At 46.6% G+C, this 22,258-nt stretch carries 24 protein-coding genes; 18 read left to right on the top strand and 6 right to left on the bottom strand.

The window, feature by feature from the left end:
• Positions 1-40 precede the first annotated feature (40 nt).
• The 16 genes from NQS30_RS19425 to NQS30_RS19350 all read left to right on the top strand — a co-directional run bounded on the left by NQS30_RS19425 (position 41) and on the right by NQS30_RS19350 (position 14,149).
• Positions 41-193 carry a hypothetical protein gene (locus tag NQS30_RS19425; RefSeq protein ID WP_015239684.1) on the top strand — a complete coding sequence of 51 codons (153 nt, stop codon included), beginning with the start codon at positions 41-43 and terminating at the stop codon, positions 191-193.
• Entirely contained in the window at positions 181-5,307 is a 5,127-nt protein-coding gene (locus NQS30_RS19420; RefSeq protein ID WP_167340616.1) for a transglycosylase SLT domain-containing protein, read from the top strand. Before NQS30_RS19425 ends, NQS30_RS19420 begins: the two co-directional genes overlap by 13 nt.
• Positions 5,300-5,959: a LysM peptidoglycan-binding domain-containing protein gene (locus tag NQS30_RS19415; protein ID WP_007610816.1), complete on the top strand. Its 660-nt coding sequence runs from the start codon at positions 5,300-5,302 to the stop codon at positions 5,957-5,959. Before NQS30_RS19420 ends, NQS30_RS19415 begins: the two co-directional genes overlap by 8 nt.
• Before the next feature lie 13 nt (positions 5,960-5,972).
• On the top strand, positions 5,973-6,950 hold the full coding sequence (locus NQS30_RS19410; RefSeq protein WP_205164550.1) for an XkdQ/YqbQ family protein: 978 nt from the start codon (positions 5,973-5,975) through the stop codon (positions 6,948-6,950).
• Positions 6,950-7,216, top strand: coding sequence for a DUF2577 family protein (locus NQS30_RS19405; RefSeq protein WP_007610818.1), 267 nt, complete (start codon positions 6,950-6,952; stop codon positions 7,214-7,216). The genes NQS30_RS19410 and NQS30_RS19405 overlap by 1 nt, the downstream gene beginning before the upstream one ends.
• 103 nt (positions 7,217-7,319) lie before the next feature.
• Entirely contained in the window at positions 7,320-7,745 is a 426-nt protein-coding gene (locus NQS30_RS19400; RefSeq protein WP_020955689.1) for a DUF2634 domain-containing protein, read from the top strand.
• The gene (locus tag NQS30_RS19395; protein ID WP_032871285.1) at positions 7,738-8,784 is read left to right on the top strand and encodes a baseplate J/gp47 family protein; all 1,047 of its coding nucleotides are present in this window, start codon (positions 7,738-7,740) and stop codon (positions 8,782-8,784) included. Before NQS30_RS19400 ends, NQS30_RS19395 begins: the two co-directional genes overlap by 8 nt.
• Entirely contained in the window at positions 8,768-9,346 is a 579-nt protein-coding gene (locus NQS30_RS19390; RefSeq protein ID WP_007407262.1) for a YmfQ family protein, read from the top strand. Before NQS30_RS19395 ends, NQS30_RS19390 begins: the two co-directional genes overlap by 17 nt.
• Complete coding sequence (locus NQS30_RS19385; protein WP_003154822.1) at positions 9,343-9,615, top strand: hypothetical protein; 273 nt, start codon at positions 9,343-9,345, stop codon at positions 9,613-9,615. The genes NQS30_RS19390 and NQS30_RS19385 overlap by 4 nt, the downstream gene beginning before the upstream one ends.
• Positions 9,616-9,617: 2 nt before the next feature.
• Positions 9,618-11,207 carry a hypothetical protein gene (locus NQS30_RS19380; RefSeq protein WP_205164551.1) on the top strand — a complete coding sequence of 530 codons (1,590 nt, stop codon included), beginning with the start codon at positions 9,618-9,620 and terminating at the stop codon, positions 11,205-11,207.
• Positions 11,208-11,219: 12 nt separating this feature from the next.
• The gene (locus NQS30_RS19375; protein ID WP_050498185.1) at positions 11,220-11,645 is read left to right on the top strand and encodes an XkdW family protein; all 426 of its coding nucleotides are present in this window, start codon (positions 11,220-11,222) and stop codon (positions 11,643-11,645) included.
• A 4-nt stretch (positions 11,646-11,649) separates the two neighbouring features.
• Positions 11,650-11,847 carry an XkdX family protein gene (locus tag NQS30_RS19370; protein WP_007610833.1) on the top strand — a complete coding sequence of 66 codons (198 nt, stop codon included), beginning with the start codon at positions 11,650-11,652 and terminating at the stop codon, positions 11,845-11,847.
• A gap of 56 nt (positions 11,848-11,903) precedes the next feature.
• Positions 11,904-12,665, top strand: coding sequence for a hypothetical protein (locus tag NQS30_RS19365; RefSeq protein WP_020955694.1), 762 nt, complete (start codon positions 11,904-11,906; stop codon positions 12,663-12,665).
• 51 nt (positions 12,666-12,716) lie between these two features.
• A complete protein-coding gene (locus tag NQS30_RS19360; RefSeq protein WP_003154815.1) occupies positions 12,717-12,980 on the top strand; it encodes a hemolysin XhlA family protein in 264 nt (87 codons plus the stop codon).
• A 13-nt stretch (positions 12,981-12,993) separates the two neighbouring features.
• Positions 12,994-13,257: a phage holin gene (locus NQS30_RS19355; protein WP_003154813.1), complete on the top strand. Its 264-nt coding sequence runs from the start codon at positions 12,994-12,996 to the stop codon at positions 13,255-13,257.
• A 13-nt stretch (positions 13,258-13,270) separates the two neighbouring features.
• Positions 13,271-14,149 (top strand): N-acetylmuramoyl-L-alanine amidase, encoded by an 879-nt coding sequence (locus tag NQS30_RS19350; RefSeq protein WP_020955695.1) that lies wholly within the window; start codon positions 13,271-13,273, stop codon positions 14,147-14,149.
• Between the two features lie 34 nt (positions 14,150-14,183).
• On the opposite strand, the gene NQS30_RS19345 is transcribed toward NQS30_RS19350, so the two are convergent.
• The 6 genes from NQS30_RS19345 to NQS30_RS19320 form a co-directional block, all read right to left on the bottom strand.
• Positions 14,184-14,309 (bottom strand): hypothetical protein, encoded by a 126-nt coding sequence (locus NQS30_RS19345; RefSeq protein WP_023356844.1) that lies wholly within the window; start codon positions 14,307-14,309, stop codon positions 14,184-14,186.
• A 96-nt stretch (positions 14,310-14,405) separates the two neighbouring features.
• The gene (locus tag NQS30_RS19340) at positions 14,406-14,576 is read right to left on the bottom strand and encodes a type II toxin-antitoxin system SpoIISB family antitoxin (protein ID WP_003154807.1); all 171 of its coding nucleotides are present in this window, start codon (positions 14,574-14,576) and stop codon (positions 14,406-14,408) included.
• Complete coding sequence (locus tag NQS30_RS19335) at positions 14,577-15,323, bottom strand: type II toxin-antitoxin system SpoIISA family toxin (protein ID WP_032866111.1); 747 nt, start codon at positions 15,321-15,323, stop codon at positions 14,577-14,579. It abuts the gene before it with no gap.
• 103 nt (positions 15,324-15,426) lie between these two features.
• Positions 15,427-16,425: an inorganic phosphate transporter gene (locus NQS30_RS19330; RefSeq protein ID WP_020955696.1), complete on the bottom strand. Its 999-nt coding sequence runs from the start codon at positions 16,423-16,425 to the stop codon at positions 15,427-15,429.
• Positions 16,426-16,437: 12 nt separating this feature from the next.
• Positions 16,438-17,055, bottom strand: coding sequence for a DUF47 domain-containing protein (locus NQS30_RS19325; protein ID WP_003154804.1), 618 nt, complete (start codon positions 17,053-17,055; stop codon positions 16,438-16,440).
• Positions 17,056-17,340: 285 nt separating this feature from the next.
• On the bottom strand, positions 17,341-18,657 hold the full coding sequence (locus NQS30_RS19320; RefSeq protein WP_007407254.1) for an APC family permease: 1,317 nt from the start codon (positions 18,655-18,657) through the stop codon (positions 17,341-17,343).
• Between the two features lie 322 nt (positions 18,658-18,979).
• Here NQS30_RS19320 and NQS30_RS19315 point away from each other — a divergent pair, with 322 nt between their 5' ends.
• Positions 18,980-19,930 carry a ring-cleaving dioxygenase gene (locus NQS30_RS19315; RefSeq protein WP_218791607.1) on the top strand — a complete coding sequence of 317 codons (951 nt, stop codon included), beginning with the start codon at positions 18,980-18,982 and terminating at the stop codon, positions 19,928-19,930.
• A 182-nt stretch (positions 19,931-20,112) separates the two neighbouring features.
• On the top strand, positions 20,113-22,254 hold the full coding sequence (locus NQS30_RS19310) for a glycosyltransferase family 39 protein (RefSeq protein WP_218791608.1): 2,142 nt from the start codon (positions 20,113-20,115) through the stop codon (positions 22,252-22,254).
• Positions 22,255-22,258 lie beyond the last annotated feature (4 nt).

Below are 22,258 nucleotides of genomic sequence, written 5' to 3'. Positions count from 1 at the left end.
AAAAGATGGGAATAAGGAAGCCGTGTATCTCTATTACGCGATGCATGAGCTTCATTATTCTCCATCAGAACTGAAAGAGTTATATGAAGCACCGAGACATTTTAAGGCGCTGTTGTACGGTTTAATCGGTTACAAGCTGGACATTCTTGAAAAACAAGCGAAGAAAGGGGGAGCGACATCATGGCAAAGCTGACCGCCCGTTTTGAATTGGAAGATCGGGTTTCAAAGAAAATAAGGAAAATCCAAAATGGCTTCAGAGCGCTTGAGAAATACAGGAAAATGACAAAACGCCAAAGTGAAATTGATATACGCAAAGAGAGTAAATCAGTTTTAAGAACAATTGACCGCATTCAGCGCTCTATGAAAAGAAAGCTGGGCGCACAAATGATCTCTATTTCAGCTGAAGACGGAGCCAGTGCCGTCATTCAAAAGGTGCAAGCCCAATTAGCGGGTCTGCCTGCGTCTTTAACCATTAAAATAGGAGCAAAAGACAGCGCGACAGCGGCATTTGAGAGATTGCGGGATCTGGCTGCCGGTTTTAAAGGATTTACCGTTTCACTTTATGCGTCAGACGAAGTGACCCCTGCCATGGAACGTATCAAACGCTATATGCAATCTGCGTTAAAGAACGGGTACTCTGTCACTATACGCGTCATAGATCACGTCATGAAAACAGTCGGCCGAATTTCAGCGGGCATTGATTCGCTGACGGGAAAAAACAATGTCATTCAATTATCGTTAAACGAAAAGGTGACAGCACAGCTGGCTGCAATGCAAAAGAATATGCCGGACGTCGGAAAAGCTTCTGCATCTGCTGCTCCTGCTTCGCCGAAAAACGATTTTTCAATGCTTGACTCCATTGCAGACACCTTCATGAAAAAAGTCAATGACATCGCATCCAAATTTTATCCGGAAACAATCATAGCGGAACTGGATAAATTCGCTGCAAGCTTTATGAAGAAAGCGGACGAAATCGCAAGCAAATTCAGCCCGGAGACGATTTTAGCAGAATTGGACAAGTTCACGACATCATTCATGGGGAAAGTGGACGAGATCGCAAGCAAATTCAGCCCGGCAACGATATTAGCCGAATTGGACAAGTTCACGACATCATTCATGGGGAAAGTAGACGAAATCGCAAGCAAATTCAGCCCGGAGACGATTTTAGCCGAACTGGACAAGTTCACGAGCTCATTCATGGGAAAAGTGGACGAGATCGCAAGCAAATTCAGCCCGGCAACGATATTAGCCGAACTGGACAAGTTCACAACGTCATTCATGGGAAAAGTAGACGAAATCGCAAGCAAATTCAGCCCGGAGACGATTTTGGCAGAGCTGGACAAGTTCACGAGCTCATTCATGGGAAAAGTGGACGAGATCGCAAGCAAATTCAGCCCGGAGACGATTTTAGCAGAGCTGGATAAGTTCACAACGTCATTCATGGGAAAAGTGGACGAGATCGCAAGCAAATTCAGCCCGGAGACGATTTTAGCAGAGCTGGATAAGTTCACAACATCATTCATGGGAAAAGTAGACGAAATCGCGAGCAAATTCAGCCCGGCAACGATATTAACCGAACTGGATAAGTTCACAACGTCATTCATGGGAAAAGTGGACGAGATCGCGAGCAAATTCAGCCCGCAAACGATATTAGCAGAACTCGATAAGTTCACGACCTCATTCATGGGGAAAGTAGACGAAATCGCGAGCAAATTCAGCCCGGCAACGATATTAGCCGAACTGGACAAGTTCGCTGATTCGTTTATGAAAAAAGTAGACGGGGTCGTGAGCAAATTCAGTCCGGAAGCCATATTGAAAGAACTGGATAAATTCACTGATTCATTTATGAAAAAGATAGATGACGTTGTCAGCAAATTCAGCCCGGAGACCATATTGAAAGAGCTGGATCATTTTACTGATTCGTTTATGAAGAAAGTCGACGACGTTGTCGGCAAATTCAGTCCTGATAAGCTAATCGACCGCGCCGAACAATTTGTAAATGACACGATTGACCGAATTTCTGAGAAATTCGATTTTCTCAATCCGGATAAGATTTTGGAAAAAGTGGAGCAGTTTACATCCTCACTGTTCGGAGGCATTGATAAAAAGTTCGGCAAATTCAGTCCTGATGCGATCATCGAAAAAGCCGAGGCATTTGTTGATAAAATTGTCAGCAAGATTGCCAAGAAATTTGAGAAATTCAGCCCGGACAAAATCATCGAAAAAGCCGGGGAATTAATAGAAAAAATATTTTCAGGAATCGCTGAAAAATTAGGCAAACTCAATATCGGCGGATTATTAGGAGGCGGCACGAAAAAAGAAAAGAGTAAGGGCGGCCTTACTGCCGGCGGCTCCAACGGCCCGAAGCGTCCTGATCTGACAAAGGGTTCACAGCGCACGGTAACAGCGTCAAAATCTTCAGGAAAGTCAGCCAAAAAAACCGGCGGGGCGTTTGGGGGATGCTGCTGCTGTACCGGAGTGACGAGGGGCAAAAGCAGTAAAGTCGAAGAGCGGAATAAATCTTCAAAACGAGGTTCATCCGCAAAGGGAAGCAAACAGGCATCCGTAAACACGCCGAAAACAAAAGGGGCAGGTAAAGGCATCGGCGCGCTTTTGAAAGGCTTGGGAGATTCAAAGGCGCTAAAAGGCGGTATGAAAGGGTTAAAAGGTGCCGCTAAAGGAATTCCCGGCATAGGTGAATTGTTATCACTTACTGATTTAGCCGGAATCAATAAAGATAATGCAGGAGAGAAGGTCGGCTCAGCAGGCGGCGGTCTTGCCGGAGCCGCGGCCGGAGCGGCTATCGGCAGCGTTGTTCCCGGAGTGGGCACATTAATCGGCGGCGCGGTAGGCGGCATCGCCGGCAGTTTAGGCGGTTCCAGCTTGGGAGAGGCCTTTGATTCAGGAGCTTTGAAAGACACGTGGAATGATATTTCCAAAGCGGCGCAAAGTGCTTGGACAACAATACAAGATACTTGGGGAAGTGTTTCATCCTGGTTCATGGAAAATGTATGGACGCCGGTTTCATCAGCTGTCGTCGGAGTGGCGACAAGCATCTGGTCAAATATCGTGAATGCGTGGACGACGATTCAAGGGATTTTCAGCACGGTGTCATCCTGGTTCATGGAAAATGTATGGACGCCGGTTTCATCGGCTGTCGTCGGAGTGGCAACCAGTATCTGGTCAAATATCGTGAATGCGTGGACGACGATTCAAGGTGTCTTCAGCACAGTATCCGGCTGGTTTATGAGCACGGTGTGGGGGCCCGTAAAATCGGCTGTCGTCGGAGTGGCGACGTCCATTTGGAGTAAAATCACAGGAGCTTGGGATAAAATTAAATCTGTTTTCAGTACGGTTTCCGGCTGGTTCATGGATACTGTCTGGAATCCGGTGAAAGACATGGTGAAAAATGTCGGTAAAGGAATATCAGATGCTTTCCAGACTGCTTTAGATACGGTAAAGGATATATGGAAAGGGTTAAGCGGATGGTTTGAGAAACATATAAAAGAACCTCTTGTAAAAGTGGGAACAGCCATATCAGATGCTTTTTCTGCAGCATTCGACTGGGTGAAAAAGATTTGGGATAAAACCGGCGGCAAAATGATTTCAGGCATAATGAACTTTGTCACAGGAGGCGGCGGAGATAAAAAGAAAAAAACGGACAAAAACGCCACGGGCGGCTACATTACAAAGCCGACCATTTCCTGGATCGGTGAAGCCGGTAAAGAATTTGTCATTCCCGTTGACAACAATCGCGGACGCGGAAAGATGCTGCTTTCACAAGCTGCGTCTAAGCTCGGCATGCGTGTTGTCGATGATATGGGCGCGGCTTCGGCTCAGTCTTCTGCTGTTCCGGCGGGAGCGGGCGGTGTTTCTTCTTCTGCATCTGTGTCGGCCGCAGCGTCTGTAGAGACATCCGGACTTGGCGGGACGGCTTCATCACTCGGCAAACAGTTTACTGAAGGCTTTGACAGCGGAATCAGCAAAAAAGCGGTGGATATGGACGGCTGGAAGGAAAAAAACATCGGAACGCCGTTCAATGCCCTCATTTCGTCTTCATCCGGTTACGGAAAGCAAGTCGTTGCGGGCTATGCCAAAGGTCAGAATACTTCGCCGACGGGCACCGATTCATTTTTAAAAACAAAGGTGAAAACACCTTATCAATCGGCGGTTAATCAATCGTCATCATGGGGCGCCGCAACGGTGAAAGGATATTCGGCCGGACAGAATGCAAAAGATACGGGAACGTCGCAATACGTAAGCACACATATCAATAAACCGTTTGTGCAATCAAGAGATTCCGCGAACGGCTGGGGGTCAGGCCTGATCGGACACTTCGTATCAGGGATGACTGCAAAAGGAAGCGAAGTCAAACAGGCGGCCAAAGATATGGCCAAAAAAGTCGAGGACGCATTCAGGGAAGAGCTTGATATTCACTCTCCTTCCCGTGTCATGATGAGCCTCGGGCGCTTTGCTTCAGTCGGCGTCGTCAAAGGGCTCAGCTCAGTTGACGTGAAAAAATACGCCGAAAAACAGGCAGGCTCGCTTGCAGCAGCCTTTTCCGGCATGGGTGCAGCGGGAGGAAGCGTCAAAGAGTGGCTTTTGGCCGCAATGAAAGCAACCAATACGCCGATCAGCTGGCTTCCGGGATTAATGACGATCGCACAGCATGAGTCAGGCGGCAACCCTAATTCCATTAATCTATGGGACAGCAACGCCAAAGCCGGACACCCGTCACAGGGGCTTATGCAGACGATTCCAAGCACCTTTGAAGATCACAAAGCGCCGGGTATGAATGATATCAGAAATCCAATTCACAACGCCGCTGCCGCTATCGGCTATATTAAAAGCCGATACGGCTCGATCAGCAATGTCCCCGGGATTAAAAGTATGGCTCATGGAGGCCCTTACGTCGGTTATGCCAATGGGGGTCTGATTACCAAGGAGCAGATCGCCCGTGTCGGCGAAGGGAACAAACGGGAGTGGATCATCCCTGAAGAGCGGGGCATCCGCGGCCGTTATCTGCTGCAACAAGCCGCTCAAGCGCTCGGCATGGAAGTGTCCGATCCGTCCCAGACGGAACCGGCGGCGCTTTCAGCCGGCACGGTTTCCGCAGCCGTTAAAGGCGGCGGACAAACCGTTCAAAAAACGGGAACAAAAGAAATTAAAATCGAATTCAGCGGCGATCAGCATTTCCATAACGGACAGGACGCCGACAGCCTCGCCGCCAAAATCAAACAGGCGCTGATTGATGAACTGCAAAAAGACATTTATACCGGAGCAAAGGGGGCCGTTGCTTTTGACTAAATCTGTTTACGAATTTTGGCTGTCTCAGGGGAAGGACAAGCTCCGGCTTCCCGTTCTCCCTGAAGCGATTGATATCGCAAACAGCGTGCAGAATGATTCCGTGAAAGTCACCGGACTTGGAGAGGTGACGTTTATCGAAGAACCGGGAGCGAAAGAAATTTCGTTCTCTTCTTTTTTTCCGAAACGGTACAGCCCGATTGCCGAATATCAAAGCATCCCTTCGCCGGAAAAAGCCATTTCAGCCATTGAAGCATGGATGAAAGCGAAAAAACCCGTTCAGTTTTTGATTACAGGGACAAAAATCAATGTCACATGCAGCATTGAAAGCTTTAATTACAGCGAAGGTGACAATGAAATCGGCGACCGGAATTTTGATATCGTACTGAAAGAATATAAAACCGCTTCGCCAAGAAAAATCAAACAAAAGAAAAAAACGAAAGCGAAGCGCCCGTCCAAAGCTTCACCCAAAACATATACCGTCAAAAAAGGGGATACGCTTTGGGACATCGCCGGCAAGTTTTACGGAAAACACACGGAGTGGCGGAAAATCTGGAACGCGAATAAAACCGCCATGATTAAGCGCAGCAAACGGAATATCCGGCAGCCGGGGCATTGGATCTTCCCGGGGCAGAAGCTGAAGATACCGCAATGAAACGGGTGAAAAGATGATTGAACTATTTGTCATAAAAGAAACGGAGTGGCTCGAGCTTGTCACAGAAAGCGTCACGCTGGAAGGACACAGATATCAGGCGCCCCGCTCCATCGAAGCGACGATTGTCGTAAAGCAGGGCAGCCAGACGTATTACGGTGTATCGGAGGGGGATACGGTATTGTTCAAATGGAACGGAAAAGAGCTGTTCCGCGGCGTTGTTTTTGCAAGAACGCCCGATGAGCGTACCGTCGCCTTCACCGCATACGATATGCTCCAATATCTTGTGAAAAACCAGGACGTTTACGTGTTTTCCAACAAGCGCGCCGATCAAATATTAAAAAGGATCGCCAGCGATTTTCAAATTCCCGTCACATCCATTGCCAACACAGGCCATACCATTAAATCACTCGTTTTTAAAAATGATACAAGCCTTTACGATATGATGCTAAAAGCGTTAAAGCAGACAAAAAGCCAGACGGGGCGCAATTATCAGCTCTATTCAGAAAAAGGCAGGCTCGGCTTGCGTGATTGGCCGGAGCCGTCTGACATATGGGTGCTGGAAACAGGAGTTAATATCACAGGGTATCAATACAGCACCTCAATTGATGACACCGCAACCCGTGTCGTCATGCGGCTGCAAAAAGACAATAAAACGATAAAGGCTTCCGCGTCAGACAGCGCGGGCATGAAAACATTCGGCGTTTTGCAGTATACCGAAACGGTTTCTGACGACATTAACGAAGCTCAGCTGAAACAGCGCGCAAAAGTGAAGCAGGCTGAGAAAAAAGGCGTTAAGAAAGAGCTGAAAAATATACAGGCGATCGGTATTCCCGGGTTGGAAAGCGGATTGCCTGTCTATATTTCAATTCCGGAAATCGGGCTGAAGAAAACCTATTATGTAGATACGGACCGCCATGAATTCCAAGGAACAAAACATACCATGACGATTGACGTCACGGAGAAAAATTCACTGCCGGAGGGGACATCTTGATGAGATTAAGTGATGCCATTAAACATTTAGCCGTCGGAGCGGTTGACGCTGAAGCGCCGGTGGAGCTGATGCCGGCCGAAGTGACCTCCGTTTCGCCGCTCGAGCTGAAACTGAAAGATCACGACAAACTTTTGATTCCGTCTGATGCACTCATTGTGCCGAAGCGGCTGAGATCCGGAGAAGATGATCAGCTCCAGGCGGGAGATCGGGTGATGACCGCCGCCTTAACAGGAGGACAGTCTTTCTTTGTACTGGACAAAATTTAACCGGCATCCGGACGGAGATGTACCAGAATATCAGCCTATTAAAGCCGCTTCATCATCCGAAGAGGGCTTTTTTACATGATCAAATCTAAAAGGAGCGGGTGCAATGGCCCTGACACCGGAAATCGAATTTGAAGATTTGGAGGATGCGAGTGAGGCCGTTGAGACTTCACAAACCTACCGAATTGATTTTGAAAACAACCGGATTACCAATGAACTGATAAACGGACTGGACGCAATCAGACAATTCGTCTATATCGCTCTTCACACAGAACGGTATTCATATTCGGTTTTCAGCCATGATATTGGAAACGAACTTCAGGAAGTGCTTTCAGATCAGAACACGACGGATGCTTATAAAAAAATGGAGATTCCAAGACTGATAGAAGAAGCCTTGCTGTATGATGACCGTATTTTGGCTGTTACCAATTTTGAGATTGAGAAAAAAGATGATGCCTTCACCGTCTCTTTTACCGTTGAAACTGATGAGGGCATGCTTGAGATAGAGGAGGTGCTGGGTGAGGATGTTTGAAGCTCAGACGTTTGACGACATTATGGACAGAATGCTGGCGCGCATTACGGCAGATATTGATACGAGAGAAGGCAGCGTCATTTACAATGCGCTCGCGCCTGCGGCCGCTGAGCTCGCAAAGTCTTATATTTGGCTTGATACCGTGCTGGAGCTCGTGTTTTCCGATACGGCTCAGGGAGAATTTCTGGACAGGCGGGCTGCTGAAGCGGGAATTGAACGAACACCTGCCACAAAAGCGGTCAGAGCCGGAGAATTCACAGCGGGCATCACCATTCCGCCAGGCTCCCGTTTCTTCGTTGATAACCTGTATTTTCAATATACGGAGGATGGAACGCTCGAGTGTGAAACGGCCGGAGAAGCGGGCAATGCCGGCATTACAGGTCAAAATCTGCTGCCGCTTGATACGATTCCCGGGCTTGAGAAAGCGGTCATGGGCGATATATTAATTCCCGGCCGTGAAGAAGAAGATGACAGCAGCTTAAGGACGCGCTATTTTACCCGTGTCCGCCGGGAGGCAGTCAGCGCAAATAAACAGCATTATAAACAATGGGCCGAAGAGGTTGACGGCGTCGGCAGGGCGAAAATCTTTCCGCTTTGGAACGGAGCCGGAACGGTGAAGGTTGTCATCACAAATGCGAATTTGGAACCGGCATCAGATATTCTGATCAAGAAAGTAAAGGATTATATTGATCCGGACGAAGGGCAGGGAGAAGGACAGGCGCCGATCGGAGCGGCAGTAACGGTGGAAAGCGCCGTATGGAAGGAAATCGAAATCTCCGCTTCCGTGCTGCCTGAGCTGAACAGCTCGATCGATGACGTGAAAGCGGAGATTGAAAAAGGCGTCCTGAATTTATTTAAGAAAATGGCCTTCGAAGAAAACACCGTCCGTTTATCACAAATAAACAACATCGTTTATAACTCGGCATCCGTCAGTGACTACGCCGATATCAAAATGAACGGTGCGGCGGAAAACCTCGTGCTCAGTGACGTGGAAATTCCTAAACTCAAAGAGGTGATAATCCTTGAGCAGACTCGATGAGATGACGGCGTACCTCCCGCCGTTTTTAACCCGATTAAAGGAGATGGCACAACTGCTTGAGGCGGAAGCTCCTGAGTTTGAGCGGCAGAATAACGATATTTTCGATTTGACAGATCAGCTCTTTATCACGACGGCGACGTGGGGGCTTGACCGCTGGGAAAAAATATTAAAAATACCGCGGGAATCAGGTGACACGGAGGATATGAGACGGCTCAGGCTGATTTCAAAGATGTCGAATATTCCGCCCATCACACATCAAGCGATCGAGCAGGCGCTAAACCGTTTTTTAAAACATCCGTCAGCTTACGTTCGGATGTTTCCGGGGCAGTATCGTTTTTATGCCGATATCGGGCTTGATGACCTGCAGCACATGAACGAGCTGATTGAAACGCTTGAAAAAATCAAACCCGCTCATTTGGCGTATACACTGAGAGCCGCATTAAACGAAACACTGGAAATCAAAGACCGGGTCATTCTCAACAATCGGAGATACCGAAAAGTCAGTGAACTGAAGGTCGGTTATTCCGTCACACTCAACAATAACGAGGTGGTCTTACCATGATATCAGCCGCTTACAGACAGCGTGCCGCAGCCGATCTGAAAAACAGGATCACAAAAGTGCTGTTAAACGGAAAAGAAACTCCAATTGCGGACATTTCCGTAAAAGATGCCGCAGTCACCGTTCTCACACGCAGGGAAGAAGACGTCAAACACATTGAAACCGTGCAGATGCTTGACGAAACAGGAAGCGTCATCACAGAACGAAAAACAAATTTAGATCTCAGTAATAACAGAACGCTTGATTTAAGATTTACCTTTGAGGTGGTGTAACGATGGCTTACGAAGAAAAAACAGACTGGCTTCCGGACGATCCGATTAACGAAGATGACGTCAACCGCTGGGAAAAAGGCATAAATGACGCACACACGGATCTGGCGGCCCATAAAAACGACATGAACAACCCGCACAAAACGACAAAGGCGCAAATCGGTCTCGGAAACGTAGACAATGTCCAGCAGGCAGCAAAGAAAGATTTTGATCAGCACAATCAAGATCTGGACCGGCATGTGACGAAGGAAGAGCGCCAGAAGTGGAATAACGGGCAGTTAACAAAGCTGACGGATGATTCAGGGAAATATTTAATAAGTATACAAGATGGCTTGGATTTTCATCAAATTGTAGACCAGCTTAATCAATCTTTTTTCTTTTACACAAATAACACGGGAGTTCATACTCCTCCGCTTTCCACCAGAGGCTTATATATCGGATTCAAGTCTTATGGTGAGGCTCTGGCAATGGATTATGAAGGAGGCACATGGAGAAAAACCCTTAAAGCTTCCGGCTGGACTGATTGGGTTCAGTTAGAAACTTCGGAAGGCGCCCAAAAAAAAGTCGATGCCCACACAAATCAGACTGATATCCATGTAACGAAAGCTGAGAAGGATACATGGAATGCAGGGCAGCTGTTTAAAATCACCGCTGATAACGGCACGCAAAAAATCAATTTAACTTCCGGCTCGTTTTATGACTCGTTAAAAGATGTAGGTTCTGTAACTTTTTACGGAACCAATGCAGTAACAGACAACCCGTCAAATACGAGTCTGCGAGGTATGCAGTTAGTGGGGCAGCCGGGAATAGGTAATGGTTATGCTGTAGACGTGAAGGGTAATGCATGGTGGTTTTATTATAACACTAATCAAACAGCAATCAATTGGTATCCAATTGAATCCATAGCTGGAGCGCAGTCAAAGGTCGATGCACATGCGATAGATTCATCAATTCATATAAGTCCTATCGAAAGAGACAAATGGAACGGCGGCCAGTTGGCGAAGTTGACAAAGGATGATGGGAGACGGACACGATTAGAAAACGGATCAGACATACTGGCGCTGAGCACGGGGTTTTATTGTGGAATGGGTGCTCAGCTGAAAAACAATCCGGTTGAAAATGATAATTCCTGGTTTAACTATGATGTGGTTGAGGGGGAGTCAGGGAGGAAGTCGATTTTAGCTTGGAGAAGTTACGATAACAATGTATGGATTGCAACTGTTCATACAGACGGTGTTTTTAAGGGGTGGAAACGTCTATTTACTGAAGAGGATTTTAATAAAATAACTTGGTATGATTTAACGCTAATTAATGGACATAAGGTTGGCGGAAGAAAACCTCAGTATGCAGTGTGGGGCAACCAAGTATTCACCCGTGGTGAAGTGGTTCCTCCAGACTTCGATAGTGTTTTTGCTGTACTCCCTGCTGAAGCTCATCCTTCAACACAGAAAGCAATGGCTGCCACTTTCTTTGGAACAACGGGGGTAACAAAATATTATGCCGAACCAACGGGTGAACTGAGATTTAGCGGAAAATTCGCTAAAATAGAGGAAAATATTACAGGGATTTCAATAGATAATAATTTCACTTTGTAATGAGGGATGAATATGCAAGTCTTTTTGTATGATGAGAATTTTTATTTTCAAAGGCCTGAAATCTTAGACAGTACATCAAGTATAATGCCGCAAAACTCAACATCCATAAAACCTCCGGACGGCTTATGGAGACCGCAGTTTGATGAAGTAAATAAAATTTGGAACGAATCTGCTGATCAAGAATATAAGGAAAATCAAAAAAACAAGTATCAGGATGTGGTGGAGCCGGATCCCATTGTGGAACAGTTGAAAGAAATCGGACAGCAACTGGCAGATGAAAAACTAGCGAGAAAACAAGCAGAACAAGCTCAAAATGCTTTAGGTGTACAATTGTCTGCCGAAGTGGTAGCAAGGGAGAAAACAGAGATGTTGAATAAAGCTTTAGGTGAACAAATAGCGTCTTTAAAATTAGAATTATTAAACGTAAAAGGAGAATGAAAAAATGAAGAGACTTAACTTTTGGGTTTACGCTTTGTTTTATAAGTGGGCCTCAATAGAAATGGTAAAACAAGCTATGGGCTATGATGACTGCTCTGCCGAAGATCTGGCTGAAGGTGTGGCCGCGAAGTATATCACGCCTGAGGAATTTCAAGAAATAACGGGTGAAACATACGAAAATTATAAAAATGCTGTGTCATAAGCCAAACGGCTTTTTTTATTTGTCATTTTTAATAAATGAGAAAAGGAGGACGGCCGATGAAAAAGCATTCATTTGAATTTCCCGCCGATCAACTTGGCAGACCTGGCGCTGTAAAAGCTTATCGCGGTAACAAAAACGATTATGTCACACCGGTTGCTGATTTGTCCGGAATGGCAGAGCTTCTTACCAATACGCCGCTAGAAGCGATTGAAGTATACAGCCAATTCGGACAAGACCGTTTAGGAGCCGTCTTAATAGACAGAGCACAGGGGTGGGCTTATTCGGACCGCAGCGGAACTCTTTTTATCGAAGAGAGCGAGGATAACAATTCGTGGACGGCTTCACATTCTGTCGCAGTCAAAGGCGGAGTGCTGACCGCTTCGGGGTGGGTCAGCCTGACAAAACGATATTACCGGTTCCGTTTTGAAAATGGAAATCAAAAGCAGTCCGAATTTGTTTTATACCAATCTGTCGGTACGGGCGGTGATATGGCGTTTTCATATACAGACGTGATTTTTCATGAAAATGCAGCAGAGGCGGGCGAGGGAAGCATCTTCTCGGCGGGCGCTTGGAAAAAACTTCTCGTCGAAATCACCGGCACGGCTGAGTCGGGCCATGTCGCGTTTTGGGGGAGATCCATCTCGGGAAAAAATGTGCCGATCAGAGGAATCAGGTCTGATGACGGGACATCAGCCGCCGGTACGTCAGGCACAGAAGAAGTGTGGTCATTTGATATTGCCGGCTTTAAGGAAATCGTCATGGAAATCCAGAGCATTTCCGGCGGGAGCCTTTCTGTCAAAGGCACGGCATTTTCGTAAGAATGAAGCTTCCGAAGGGAGGTGAGAACAATGTAAGAGGGGGGAGCGGAAGTGCTTCTGGATGAACAAGCGGTGCAAAAAGAATTCGCAGGCATCAAAGGTGAACAAAAGGTGCTTGAACAGCGGGTAGCCGCATTAGAGCGGGTATCCGACCGGCAGGATCAGCAAATCATGACGCTGAATGAAAAACTGAACAAAATTGACGAAAACACAACATGGATTAAGCGGACCATTACAGGAGCGATCGTGACAGCAATCTGCACGGGCGTCATTGGCGGAGCCATCGCCATCATGTACAATCTGCTGCAAAAGTAAGGGGGAAACCGATATGAAATTCGCGGACAAAGGCACGGTCGTCAGGACGGTGCTTCTTTTGCTTGCTTTATTGAATCAAACTTTGCTGATGTTCGGCAAATCGCCGCTGAATATTCAGGAGGACCAGGTCAGCCAGCTTGCAGATACGCTGTATGCCGCCGGGTCGGCCGTTTTTACAATCATAACGACTGCCGCCGCCTGGTTTAAAAACAATTACGTTACAGCAAAAGGGAAAAAACAGCAGGCTTTATTAAAAATAAACAATTTATCGAAATAGGAGAGATGAGAATATGGTAAAAATCACACAGGATTTTATCCCGGCAGGAAACAATAACCGCCCAGGCTATGCAATGACACCGATTTACATTACGGTGCACAATACAGCCAATACCGCAGTCGGAGCTAACGCCAAAAGTCACGCAAGCTATGTGAAAAATCCCGATACACCGACAAGCTGGCATTTCACAGTCGATGATACGGAAATTTATCAGCATCTTCCGCTGAACGAAAGCGGCTGGCATGCCGGTGACGGAAACGGGGACGGCAACCGTAAATCCATCGGTATTGAAATTTGTGAAAACGCAGACGGCAACTTTTCACAGGCCGTGGCAAACGCCCAATGGCTCATCCGCACATTAATGACCTCTCACGGCATCACGCTTGCAAATGTCGTTGCGCACAAGCATTGGTCAGGAAAGCTTTGTCCGAGAAGACTGTTGGATACATGGGATGAGTTTAAAGCGGGAATCGGTTCTGGGGAAAGACAGACGTATACCGTCCAAAAAGGAGATACGCTGTCGGCGATCGCGCGGAAATTCGGCGTCAGCGTGGCCGATCTGCAGAAATGGAATAACATCGCTGACCCGAACCTGATTAAAGTCGGACAAGTACTGATCGTCAGCCCGCCGGTTGAAGCACTGTATTCTCTTCCGGACGAGGTGATTCAGCTGACAGAGCCGTACACGTCCGGCGAAAAGGTATACCAGGTGCAAAACGCGCTCGCCGCGCTTTATTTCTATCCTGAAAAAGGAGCTGTCAATAACGGAATTGACGGTATCTACGGTCCGAAAACCGCAGATGCCGTGGCCCGCTTCCAATCTGTAAACGGACTGACGTCTGACGGCGTCTACGGCCCCGCTGTAAAAGCGAAAATTCTGATGCAGCTTTAACAAAAAAGGCTGAGTCCCGTTCACATTGCGGGATTCAGCCTTTTTTCTTTTTTAACCGGTTCAATAGCCTGAGATTCCTCGCCCGCATCCTCAGCGAATAAGCGGAAAGCCCGAAGCGTCCGTAATCCACAAACTTTACGCGCCTGACAATTTTCTTCACATCATCACCTGTCGCATCTCTTTGTTGGTTTTATTATATGAAAGATAAGGAAAAAAGGAATAAGGACAAGAGCCGTGTCTCCTGTCCTTAGTGTAATCAAGCTTTTTTTTGTTTATACTTGTCAATCAGCCGCTCGTTTTCTTTGAAAATTCTGGCGGTATGAGGGCTGACCTGGTAACTTGCGATACTTGTCATTGAACGTTTTTTAAACATTTTGAACGGTTTCGCTCTTTGTTCCGGCTGCCCGTTTTGAAATGCCTGCTCCATTTAACCGTCACCTTCCTCTTCTATTGGCAGCATTAAATCATAAATGCTCGTTAGCGATGTGAAAAGCAAATAATCGAATTCCGTCAACAGGTTTTCCGACGTGAGTTTGATCACGTAATGGCGGTTCTGGACTGTAAACGGAATAAGCACAAGCCTGCCTTTTTGATCATAGTAGACGTCTTTACGGTTAAGACGGGACTGAACGTCCGCCGCATCAGGCATATGCTCCGTCAAGCGGTCCTTATCCGATTGTGCGGAATAGTCGCACAAGGAAGCCGTGACATTCATTTTTTCGGCATAAGCGGCCAGCAGTCTGCTGATGCCTTCCGCATAAGCTTCTGTACTTCCATAATATACATGGATCGGTTCATTTTTCAACAGATATTGATAGGTTTTCAGTTTTTCAAGATAGGAGTGAAGCATTTCGTTATTTTCTTCTAAAATTTCCCGCGTATCCGTCTCTAATTCATTGCCGGCGAGCTTTTTGATATACGCGCTCAAAAAGATAAACGCATCAATAAGGGCAAAGCAGACGGCAACAATCAAATATTGTCTCCATGCGGCAAAGAGCGATTCAGGATCATATGTCCAATAGACCATGGAGCCCAGTACAAATAGTAAATACCACGTTTTACGGATGGCAAACATTTTTTCTTTTACCTTTGCCTCATACCGCCAGGATGCGTACACATATAAAATGAGTGCGGCCGCCATCGTCCACACCATAATCTGAAAAAACATAAGCATGAGCATCCCTCACAATTTGAAAAATGGTCTGCTATGTTCATTCTATGTCATGACATCATTTTCCTGTCACAAAAAAACCGCTTCTGTAAAGAAGCGGATGTCATCAGAAAAAGAGATCTAGGATGAAAAAGGCGATGGCGCCGAGTGTACCTGCAATCGGCAGGGTGATGACCCATGTAATGAGCATCCGTTTAGCCGTTCCCCAGTTTACGCCTTTTACGCGGTGGGAAGCGCCCACACCGAGAATGGAAGACGAAATGACATGCGTCGTGCTGACAGGGAGATGAATAAACGTGGCCCCGAAAATAATGGCTGCGCCGGTTAAGTCGGCAGATACGCCGTTTACCGGACGGATTTTCATAATTTTTCCGCCGACGGTTTTAATGATTTTCCAGCCGCCGATGGATGTGCCGAGACCCATTGCCAGGGCACAAGAGAGCTGCACCCAAAAAGGAATGGCATCACTTTTATGTAAATTGGCCGTCATAAGCGCCATCGTAATGATACCCATCGCTTTTTGCGCGTCGTTCGTTCCGTGTGTATAGGACTGAATGGCAGCCGTCAAAATCTGCACTCTGCGGAAACGTTTATTTGTTTTCGCCAAATTGCTGTCTTTAAAAATCAGCTTCACGATCGAATATACGATAAAGCCGAGAACAAAGGCGATGATCGGTGATAAAATAAGTGCTTCGAGAATCTTAATGAACCCTTTATAATTAAGCGTTGCAAAACCTGACGCTGCAATGGCCGCTCCGGCGATCGCTCCGATAATCGCATGTGAAGAGCTGCTCGGAATGCCGAAATACCATGTGATCAAGTTCCAGGCGATTGCGGCGAGTAGAGCCGCCAGAATGACAACTGACCCGTTGTCTAATGTATAAGGATTCACAATGTCCTTTGTAATGGTTTTCGCCACACCGGTAAATGTCATCGCTCCGAGAAAGTTCATGATGGCGGCCATGACGATTGCGTGCCGCGGCTTCAGCGCTTTTGTCGAAACTGAGGTGGCGATGGCGTTTGCGGTATCGTGAAATCCGTTAATGAAGTCAAATACCAAAGCGCATATGACAATTAATATCGTTAAAAGTAATAGAGTATCCATTATAACCCCTCGTTACGCGTTTTTCATAATAATGGTTTCAAGGTTATTGGCAACGCTTTGGCAAGAGTCGGCAATTTCCTCAAGCGTTTCGTAAATTTCGCGGTACTGAATCACTTTAATCGGATCGGTTTCTGTGCCGAACAGATTTTTTAATGATTTACGGTGCAGGTTATCACAGCTGTGCTCGTATTCCTTAATTTTAATGGCGTGAGGGTGAATGTCCTTCAATCGGTTTTCTGCAAGCAGTTCAATCGTGATTAAAATTTCCTTCGCGCACTCTCTGATGTATCCGCTGAACTTATCGATATGCTCATCGGAAGAAGTGATCGAGAAAATCTCCATCATTGCTGAAAAATGTTCGATTCCGTCAAGCACGTCATCGAGGCTGTTTGTCAGCTCAAGGATGTCTTCACGTTCAATGGGAGTGATAAAAGCTTTGTTCAGCTCTTTAATCATGACATGAACATGATTATCTCCTTTTGTTTCAAACTCTTTTAACGTATCGGCAAATTCCTTTAAAGTCGTCTGGTTCGTCACTTTAAAGTTGACAAAGTATTCTGCGGTTTCGTCTATGTTTTTTGCGATTTCTGTTAAAAGGAGTGAGAACTTATCTTTTTTTCTTTTTATCATTAAAAACCCTCCATTGTTTGAATGAGACAATGCACACATCAAATTATTATATAGCCTTTTGTCGAAAAAAAACAGATAAAGTCGAAAAAAACGCCTCTTGATTTTTTCGTAAAAACGTGTCTCATCCTGTTTTTCTTATGTTACCCACTTCGCCAAAAAAACGTAACATACTTCGAATTCAGACATCTTGCTTAAAAAGTATAACAAAAGATGTGAATTTGCTGTCAACTTTTGCACGTGATTTTGCCAGAAAAAAAACGGCTCCCGTAAAAGGAACCGTTTTTGTCAGTTTTTTCTGCCGTTTTTCAGCCAAAAATAAAGCGGCAGCCCGGCGAGGCCGATCAAGAGGGACAGCACGCAGCTCAGTGTATCTGTAATGATCGTGCTGATCAGCACAAACAGTGAACCCGCGATGGCCAAAACAGGAATGATCGGATACAAAGGCACGCTGTAGGCGCGCGGTTTTCCGCCGCTTTTTTTTCTGAGGATAAACACGGCGAAAAAGGCCATGACGTAAAAAATATAAATCATGAAAATAGAGATTTCAGACAGCTTATCGGGATTGCTGGCGATCATAAAAATAATGGCCAGCGCGATCTGAAATGACACGGCAATCCACGGGGTGCGGAACGTCGGATGCACCCGCGAAATCTGTCCGGCAAACGGCAGCTGTTTCCGTTCCGCCATCGCAAATGAGACACGCGGAAAAGCGAGAATCTTTCCGTTTAAACAGCCGAAGATGCTGACGATGATTCCGACGCTGATCAATTTTCCTCCGATGTCGCCAAACAGCATTCCGGCAGCGGTGCCGGTCGCATTTTCACCGAGTTTGACGATGTCGGTCGCAGGAAGAATGTGCAGCAGCGCAAAGTTAATGAAAAGATAAATGGCGGTGACGACCAGCAGTCCGCCCGTCATCGCTCTCGGGAGCAGCTTTTCCGGATTTTTCATTTCGCCGCCGAGTGCCGCAAGCAGAATCCAGCCGTCATAAGCAAACAAGGTGGCCAGTATGGCAGCGCCGAAATTCATGTCCGACATGCTGCTTGTAACGGCTGTGAAAATATGCTGATCGCCTTTCCAAAGGCCGAACACGATCATGCAGATAATCGGAATCAATTTGCCGACAGTCGTAATTCCCTGGACGATGCCGCCATATTTCGTTCCGATAATGTTAATGATGCTTAAAAACAAAACGGCTGAAATCCCGATCAATTTAGACCAGCCGGAATCCCAATTGAACAAGTGCGCCATCAAAGAGCCGAAATACAAGCCGATTGCTCCGATAATGGCGGGGCCGTAAATGATAATTTGAACCCATCCGCACAAAAAGCCCCAAAATTCGCCGTACACTTCTTCTAGATATGTATAAAGTCCGCCCGTTTTCGGAATCTGAGTGCCGATTTCCGCAACGGTCAAGCCGCCGGCAAGCGTCAAAATGCCTCCTAACAGCCACGCGATAAGCGCAGTTTTCGCATCACCGGAGTAGGCAAGCACGGCGCCTGGTTTCATAAATACGCCGGAACCGATGATGGTGCCGATAACAAGTGAGAGGGCGATGGTAAGGCCGATCTCTTTTTTAAGTCCGTTCTCTTCAATCTGCATATCCTATCCCTCCAGATGTAAAATCGTCATGCTGATAAAACTATTTTCCATATTGTAAACCCTAATTGCTGAAACACGAATAAAATAAATTTTCTGATTTTGTTGTTTTCCCTAAAAGATAAAGGTTTCTGCTTTTGAGAAGGAAAAAATACTGTTTTAAAAGCGAACATTAATGGTTTTTTAATATCGAAGGTTCGTTATTTGGAGAGCGACAGTCTGCAGACCGTCTGTGAAGCAGATGGGTTGACTTTGCGTTCCGGATAACATAAATTGTATATATAAAATATCTCGAAATCGAGATAATTGACTGGAGGATAACATAATGAAAGTTAAAGGAATACACCATGTATCAGCATTGACGGCTGATGCGCAGAAAAATTTAGATTTTTATCGGAACATCCTGGGATTGAAGCTTGTGAAAAAGTCCGTAAACCAGGATGAACCGACGATGTATCATTTGTTTTACGGTGATGAAACAGCCAATCCGGGATCGGAATTGACGTTTTTCGAAATTCCGCGGATTGCGCCGTTTCATGCGGGAACAAACAGTATTTCTTCAATCGGCCTGCGTGTCCCGGATGCACAAGCGCTTCAATATTGGAAAAAACGATTTGAAGAGCATCAGGTCGCTCATGGCGACATCATGACAATAGCGGGCAGAGAGACACTCGCTTTTTGGGATCATGAAGGACAGCGGCTTGTGCTGACAGCTGACGAAAAAGGAAAAGACATCGGTGAAGCGTTGAAGCAAAGCGGCATACCGGAAGAATATTCTTTCCGCGGTCTTGGTCCCGTTGAATTGACCGTCCCGTATGCAGAACCGACGCTGCGTGTGTTAACCGATGTGCTGGGCTTCACTGAAATCGGGAAAGAAACGCATGAAGACCGGGGCACGGTTACGGTGCTCGAATCCGGAAACGGAGGCGCGCGCACAGAAGTCCATCTCATTGAAAGAAACGATCTTCCGCGCGAGCGTCCGGGGAAAGGCAGCGTCCACCATGTGGCCTTCCGCGTTCAGAATGAAGAGGAGCTTGCTTTATGGCACCGCATCATTACAAAAGAAGGTTTCAGCAACTCAGGCATTGTAGAGCGTTATTATTTCAAAGCGCTGTACTTCCGGGAGCCGAACGGAATTCTGTTTGAATTGTCAACGGACGGTCCGGGATTTATGGTTGATGAAAAACCTGAAGAGCTAGGCAAAACGGTTGCGCTCCCGCCTTATCTCGAACACCGCCGTTCTGAAATAGAAGCACGGCTGAAACCGATACAGTAAATCAGAAATCATGACAGATGCCTCCCGGCTTGACGGGGGCATCTTTTTTTGCTTTTTTACCCGTTTTGTCATTCTTTTTACCTATTTGTAAACGGCAAAATAATTGTCTTTGTTTATTAATAAATTTTTCACATTTGGTTGTTACACTTGTTCAAAGTTAAACAAAAGGAGTGAAAACACAGGTGAAAATGAAAAAACGCGAGATAGACGCAGTCTTAATTGTCATTTTACTCGCTTCCGCATTCTTGAATATGTACAACATCTGGAATGACGATACGGTGAATCCTTATTACACCGCAGCGGTAACGAGTATGCTTCAAAGCTTTCATAATTTCTTTTACGCTTCATTTGACGCAGCCGGGTTTATCACGGTAGATAAACCGCCTGTTACATACCAGGTTCAAACGATCAGCGCGCTGATATTCGGTATGCACGGGTGGAGCGTCATCCTGCCTCAGGCATTGGCGGGTGTAGGTTCAGTTCTATTCATGTACTTATTAATAAAGCCGACGTTCGGAAAAACGGCGGCGCGCATCGCCTCATTTGTCATGGCGTGTACACCGATCGCAGTAGCGGTCGCGCGGACGAATAATGTCGATGCTTTACTGGTCTTTTTCCTCTTGTTCGCCACATGGCTTCTCTTTAAAGCGGTCAGAAAAGGCAGACTGATCTGGCTTTTGGCGGCATTTTTTGTCGTCGGAGCAGGCTTTAACACAAAAATGCTTCAGGCTTATATGATTTTGCCGGCCTTCTTGCTGTTCTATATGATTGCGGCAAACACAACCATTAAGAAAAAAATCATTTCATTGGTAAGCGCGTTAGCCGTTTTAGCAGCCGTTTCATTGTCATGGCCGCTCATTGTTGACAATATTCCTGCCAGCAAAAGGCCATATGTCGGAAGCAGCCAGACAAACTCCGTATTGGAATTGGCTTTCGGATATAACGGGATTCAGCGGCTGACAGGGCAAAGTTCCGGCGGCGGCCAGGGCGGGCCGGACGGAAACGCATCGAAAGAGATGTCTTCTTCCGGCGGTTCTTCACAAATGCAAGCGCCGCCCGGCCAGTCTTCAAGCAGCAGTTCAGCAAGCGGAGATAAACCACAAAACGGCAGTATGACGGCACCTCCATCTAACGGGAAAATGCCAAGCGGCGGTCAAGGAGGTCCTCCAAGCGGCGGAGATGGCGGCGGAGGAAAAAGCGGTGCAGGCACCGGCTCGAAAATGCAATCAGGTTCAGGAATGTTCGGAACGGGAACCCCTGGTCCGCTGCGCCTTTTCCAAACGGAATTATCTGATCAGATCAGCTGGCTCCTGCCGTTTGCGATTTTTGGAATGGCCGGTTTATTGATCGCCGGGGCGAGAGAAAGAAGACGATTATCAGCAGAACAGAAGGAAACGATCTTTTGGGCAGCGTGGCTTGTGCCGATTGCCGGATTCTTCAGTGTGGCGGAATTTTTCCACCATTATTATCTCATTATGCTGGCGCCTCCGATCGCGGCACTTGTCGGTGCGGGATGGGTCGCCCTCGTTCATCTGTACCGCAAGCAGGCGGGATGGAAAACTTGGCTATTGCCGGCCGCTATTCTTGTGACAACCGGATTTGAGCTGTTTATCCTCAGAAACTACAATGATCAAATCGGAGCAGGCTGGAGCATCGGAGCAGGCGTTCTCGGCGCAGTGGCAGCAATCGTCCTGTTCGTATTCAAACAGCGCCAAAAACCGCTAAGTTATTATGTTTCACTTGCAGCCCTTCTCGTCTTGATGGTCATGCCGATTTATTGGGCGAGCACACCGCTTCTGTACGGAGGCAACAGCTCATTGCCTGAAACAGGCCCTCAGCTCGCTTCAACAAGCGGAAAAGGCATGGGAATGGATAACGCATCTGTCAATACAAAACTGATCAACTATTTAGAGAAACATAACGCCGGAGCGGACTATCTATTTGCAACAACCGATTCCAACACAGCGGCGCCTTACATTATAAAAACGAAAAAAGCGGTCATGGCGATCGGCGGTTTCAGCGGGTCTGACCCGGCCATTACGCTGACTCAATTTAAAAAGCTCGTAAAAGAAGGGAAAGTAAAATACTTCTTAACATCCGGAATGGGCAAAGGCGGAAATAACGATATTGTGCAGTGGGTTGAGAAAAACGGAAAGAAAGTATCTTCAGATAAATGGAAATCAAGCACAGATCAGAAAACGAAAAATAGTGATCCAGCTGATACAAAAAGCAGCAAGGCTGCGGGTAAAAACAGACGAATGAGCGGCGGGCCGGGCGGAATGAATCAGTCAGCTTCACTATACGAACTTCAATCTGATGAATAGGAGG

The sequence above is a fragment of the Bacillus sp. B1(2022) genome, from assembly GCF_040259625.1.
Classification (GTDB): domain Bacteria; phylum Bacillota; class Bacilli; order Bacillales; family Bacillaceae; genus Bacillus; species Bacillus velezensis.
The sequence above is the reverse complement of the archived record's forward strand: the minus strand, read 5'-3'. Positions and strand labels throughout refer to the sequence as shown.

Coding starts and splice junctions, on each gene's coding strand:
- NQS30_RS19425 (WP_015239684.1), top strand. CDS start 41: ATGCATGAGCTTCATTATTCTCCATCAGAACTGAAAGAGTTATATGAA.
- NQS30_RS19420 (WP_167340616.1), top strand. CDS start 181: ATGGCAAAGCTGACCGCCCGTTTTGAATTGGAAGATCGGGTTTCAAAG.
- NQS30_RS19410 (WP_205164550.1), top strand. CDS start 5,973: ATGATTGAACTATTTGTCATAAAAGAAACGGAGTGGCTCGAGCTTGTC.
- NQS30_RS19405 (WP_007610818.1), top strand. CDS start 6,950: ATGAGATTAAGTGATGCCATTAAACATTTAGCCGTCGGAGCGGTTGAC.
- NQS30_RS19400 (WP_020955689.1), top strand. CDS start 7,320: ATGGCCCTGACACCGGAAATCGAATTTGAAGATTTGGAGGATGCGAGT.
- NQS30_RS19395 (WP_032871285.1), top strand. CDS start 7,738: ATGTTTGAAGCTCAGACGTTTGACGACATTATGGACAGAATGCTGGCG.
- NQS30_RS19385 (WP_003154822.1), top strand. CDS start 9,343: ATGATATCAGCCGCTTACAGACAGCGTGCCGCAGCCGATCTGAAAAAC.
- NQS30_RS19380 (WP_205164551.1), top strand. CDS start 9,618: ATGGCTTACGAAGAAAAAACAGACTGGCTTCCGGACGATCCGATTAAC.
- NQS30_RS19375 (WP_050498185.1), top strand. CDS start 11,220: ATGCAAGTCTTTTTGTATGATGAGAATTTTTATTTTCAAAGGCCTGAA.
- NQS30_RS19370 (WP_007610833.1), top strand. CDS start 11,650: ATGAAGAGACTTAACTTTTGGGTTTACGCTTTGTTTTATAAGTGGGCC.
- NQS30_RS19365 (WP_020955694.1), top strand. CDS start 11,904: ATGAAAAAGCATTCATTTGAATTTCCCGCCGATCAACTTGGCAGACCT.
- NQS30_RS19355 (WP_003154813.1), top strand. CDS start 12,994: ATGAAATTCGCGGACAAAGGCACGGTCGTCAGGACGGTGCTTCTTTTG.
- NQS30_RS19350 (WP_020955695.1), top strand. CDS start 13,271: ATGGTAAAAATCACACAGGATTTTATCCCGGCAGGAAACAATAACCGC.
- NQS30_RS19340 (WP_003154807.1), bottom strand. CDS start 14,576: ATGGAGCAGGCATTTCAAAACGGGCAGCCGGAACAAAGAGCGAAACCG.
- NQS30_RS19335 (WP_032866111.1), bottom strand. CDS start 15,323: ATGCTTATGTTTTTTCAGATTATGGTGTGGACGATGGCGGCCGCACTC.
- NQS30_RS19330 (WP_020955696.1), bottom strand. CDS start 16,425: ATGGATACTCTATTACTTTTAACGATATTAATTGTCATATGCGCTTTG.
- NQS30_RS19325 (WP_003154804.1), bottom strand. CDS start 17,055: ATGATAAAAAGAAAAAAAGATAAGTTCTCACTCCTTTTAACAGAAATC.
- NQS30_RS19320 (WP_007407254.1), bottom strand. CDS start 18,657: ATGCAGATTGAAGAGAACGGACTTAAAAAAGAGATCGGCCTTACCATC.
- NQS30_RS19315 (WP_218791607.1), top strand. CDS start 18,980: ATGAAAGTTAAAGGAATACACCATGTATCAGCATTGACGGCTGATGCG.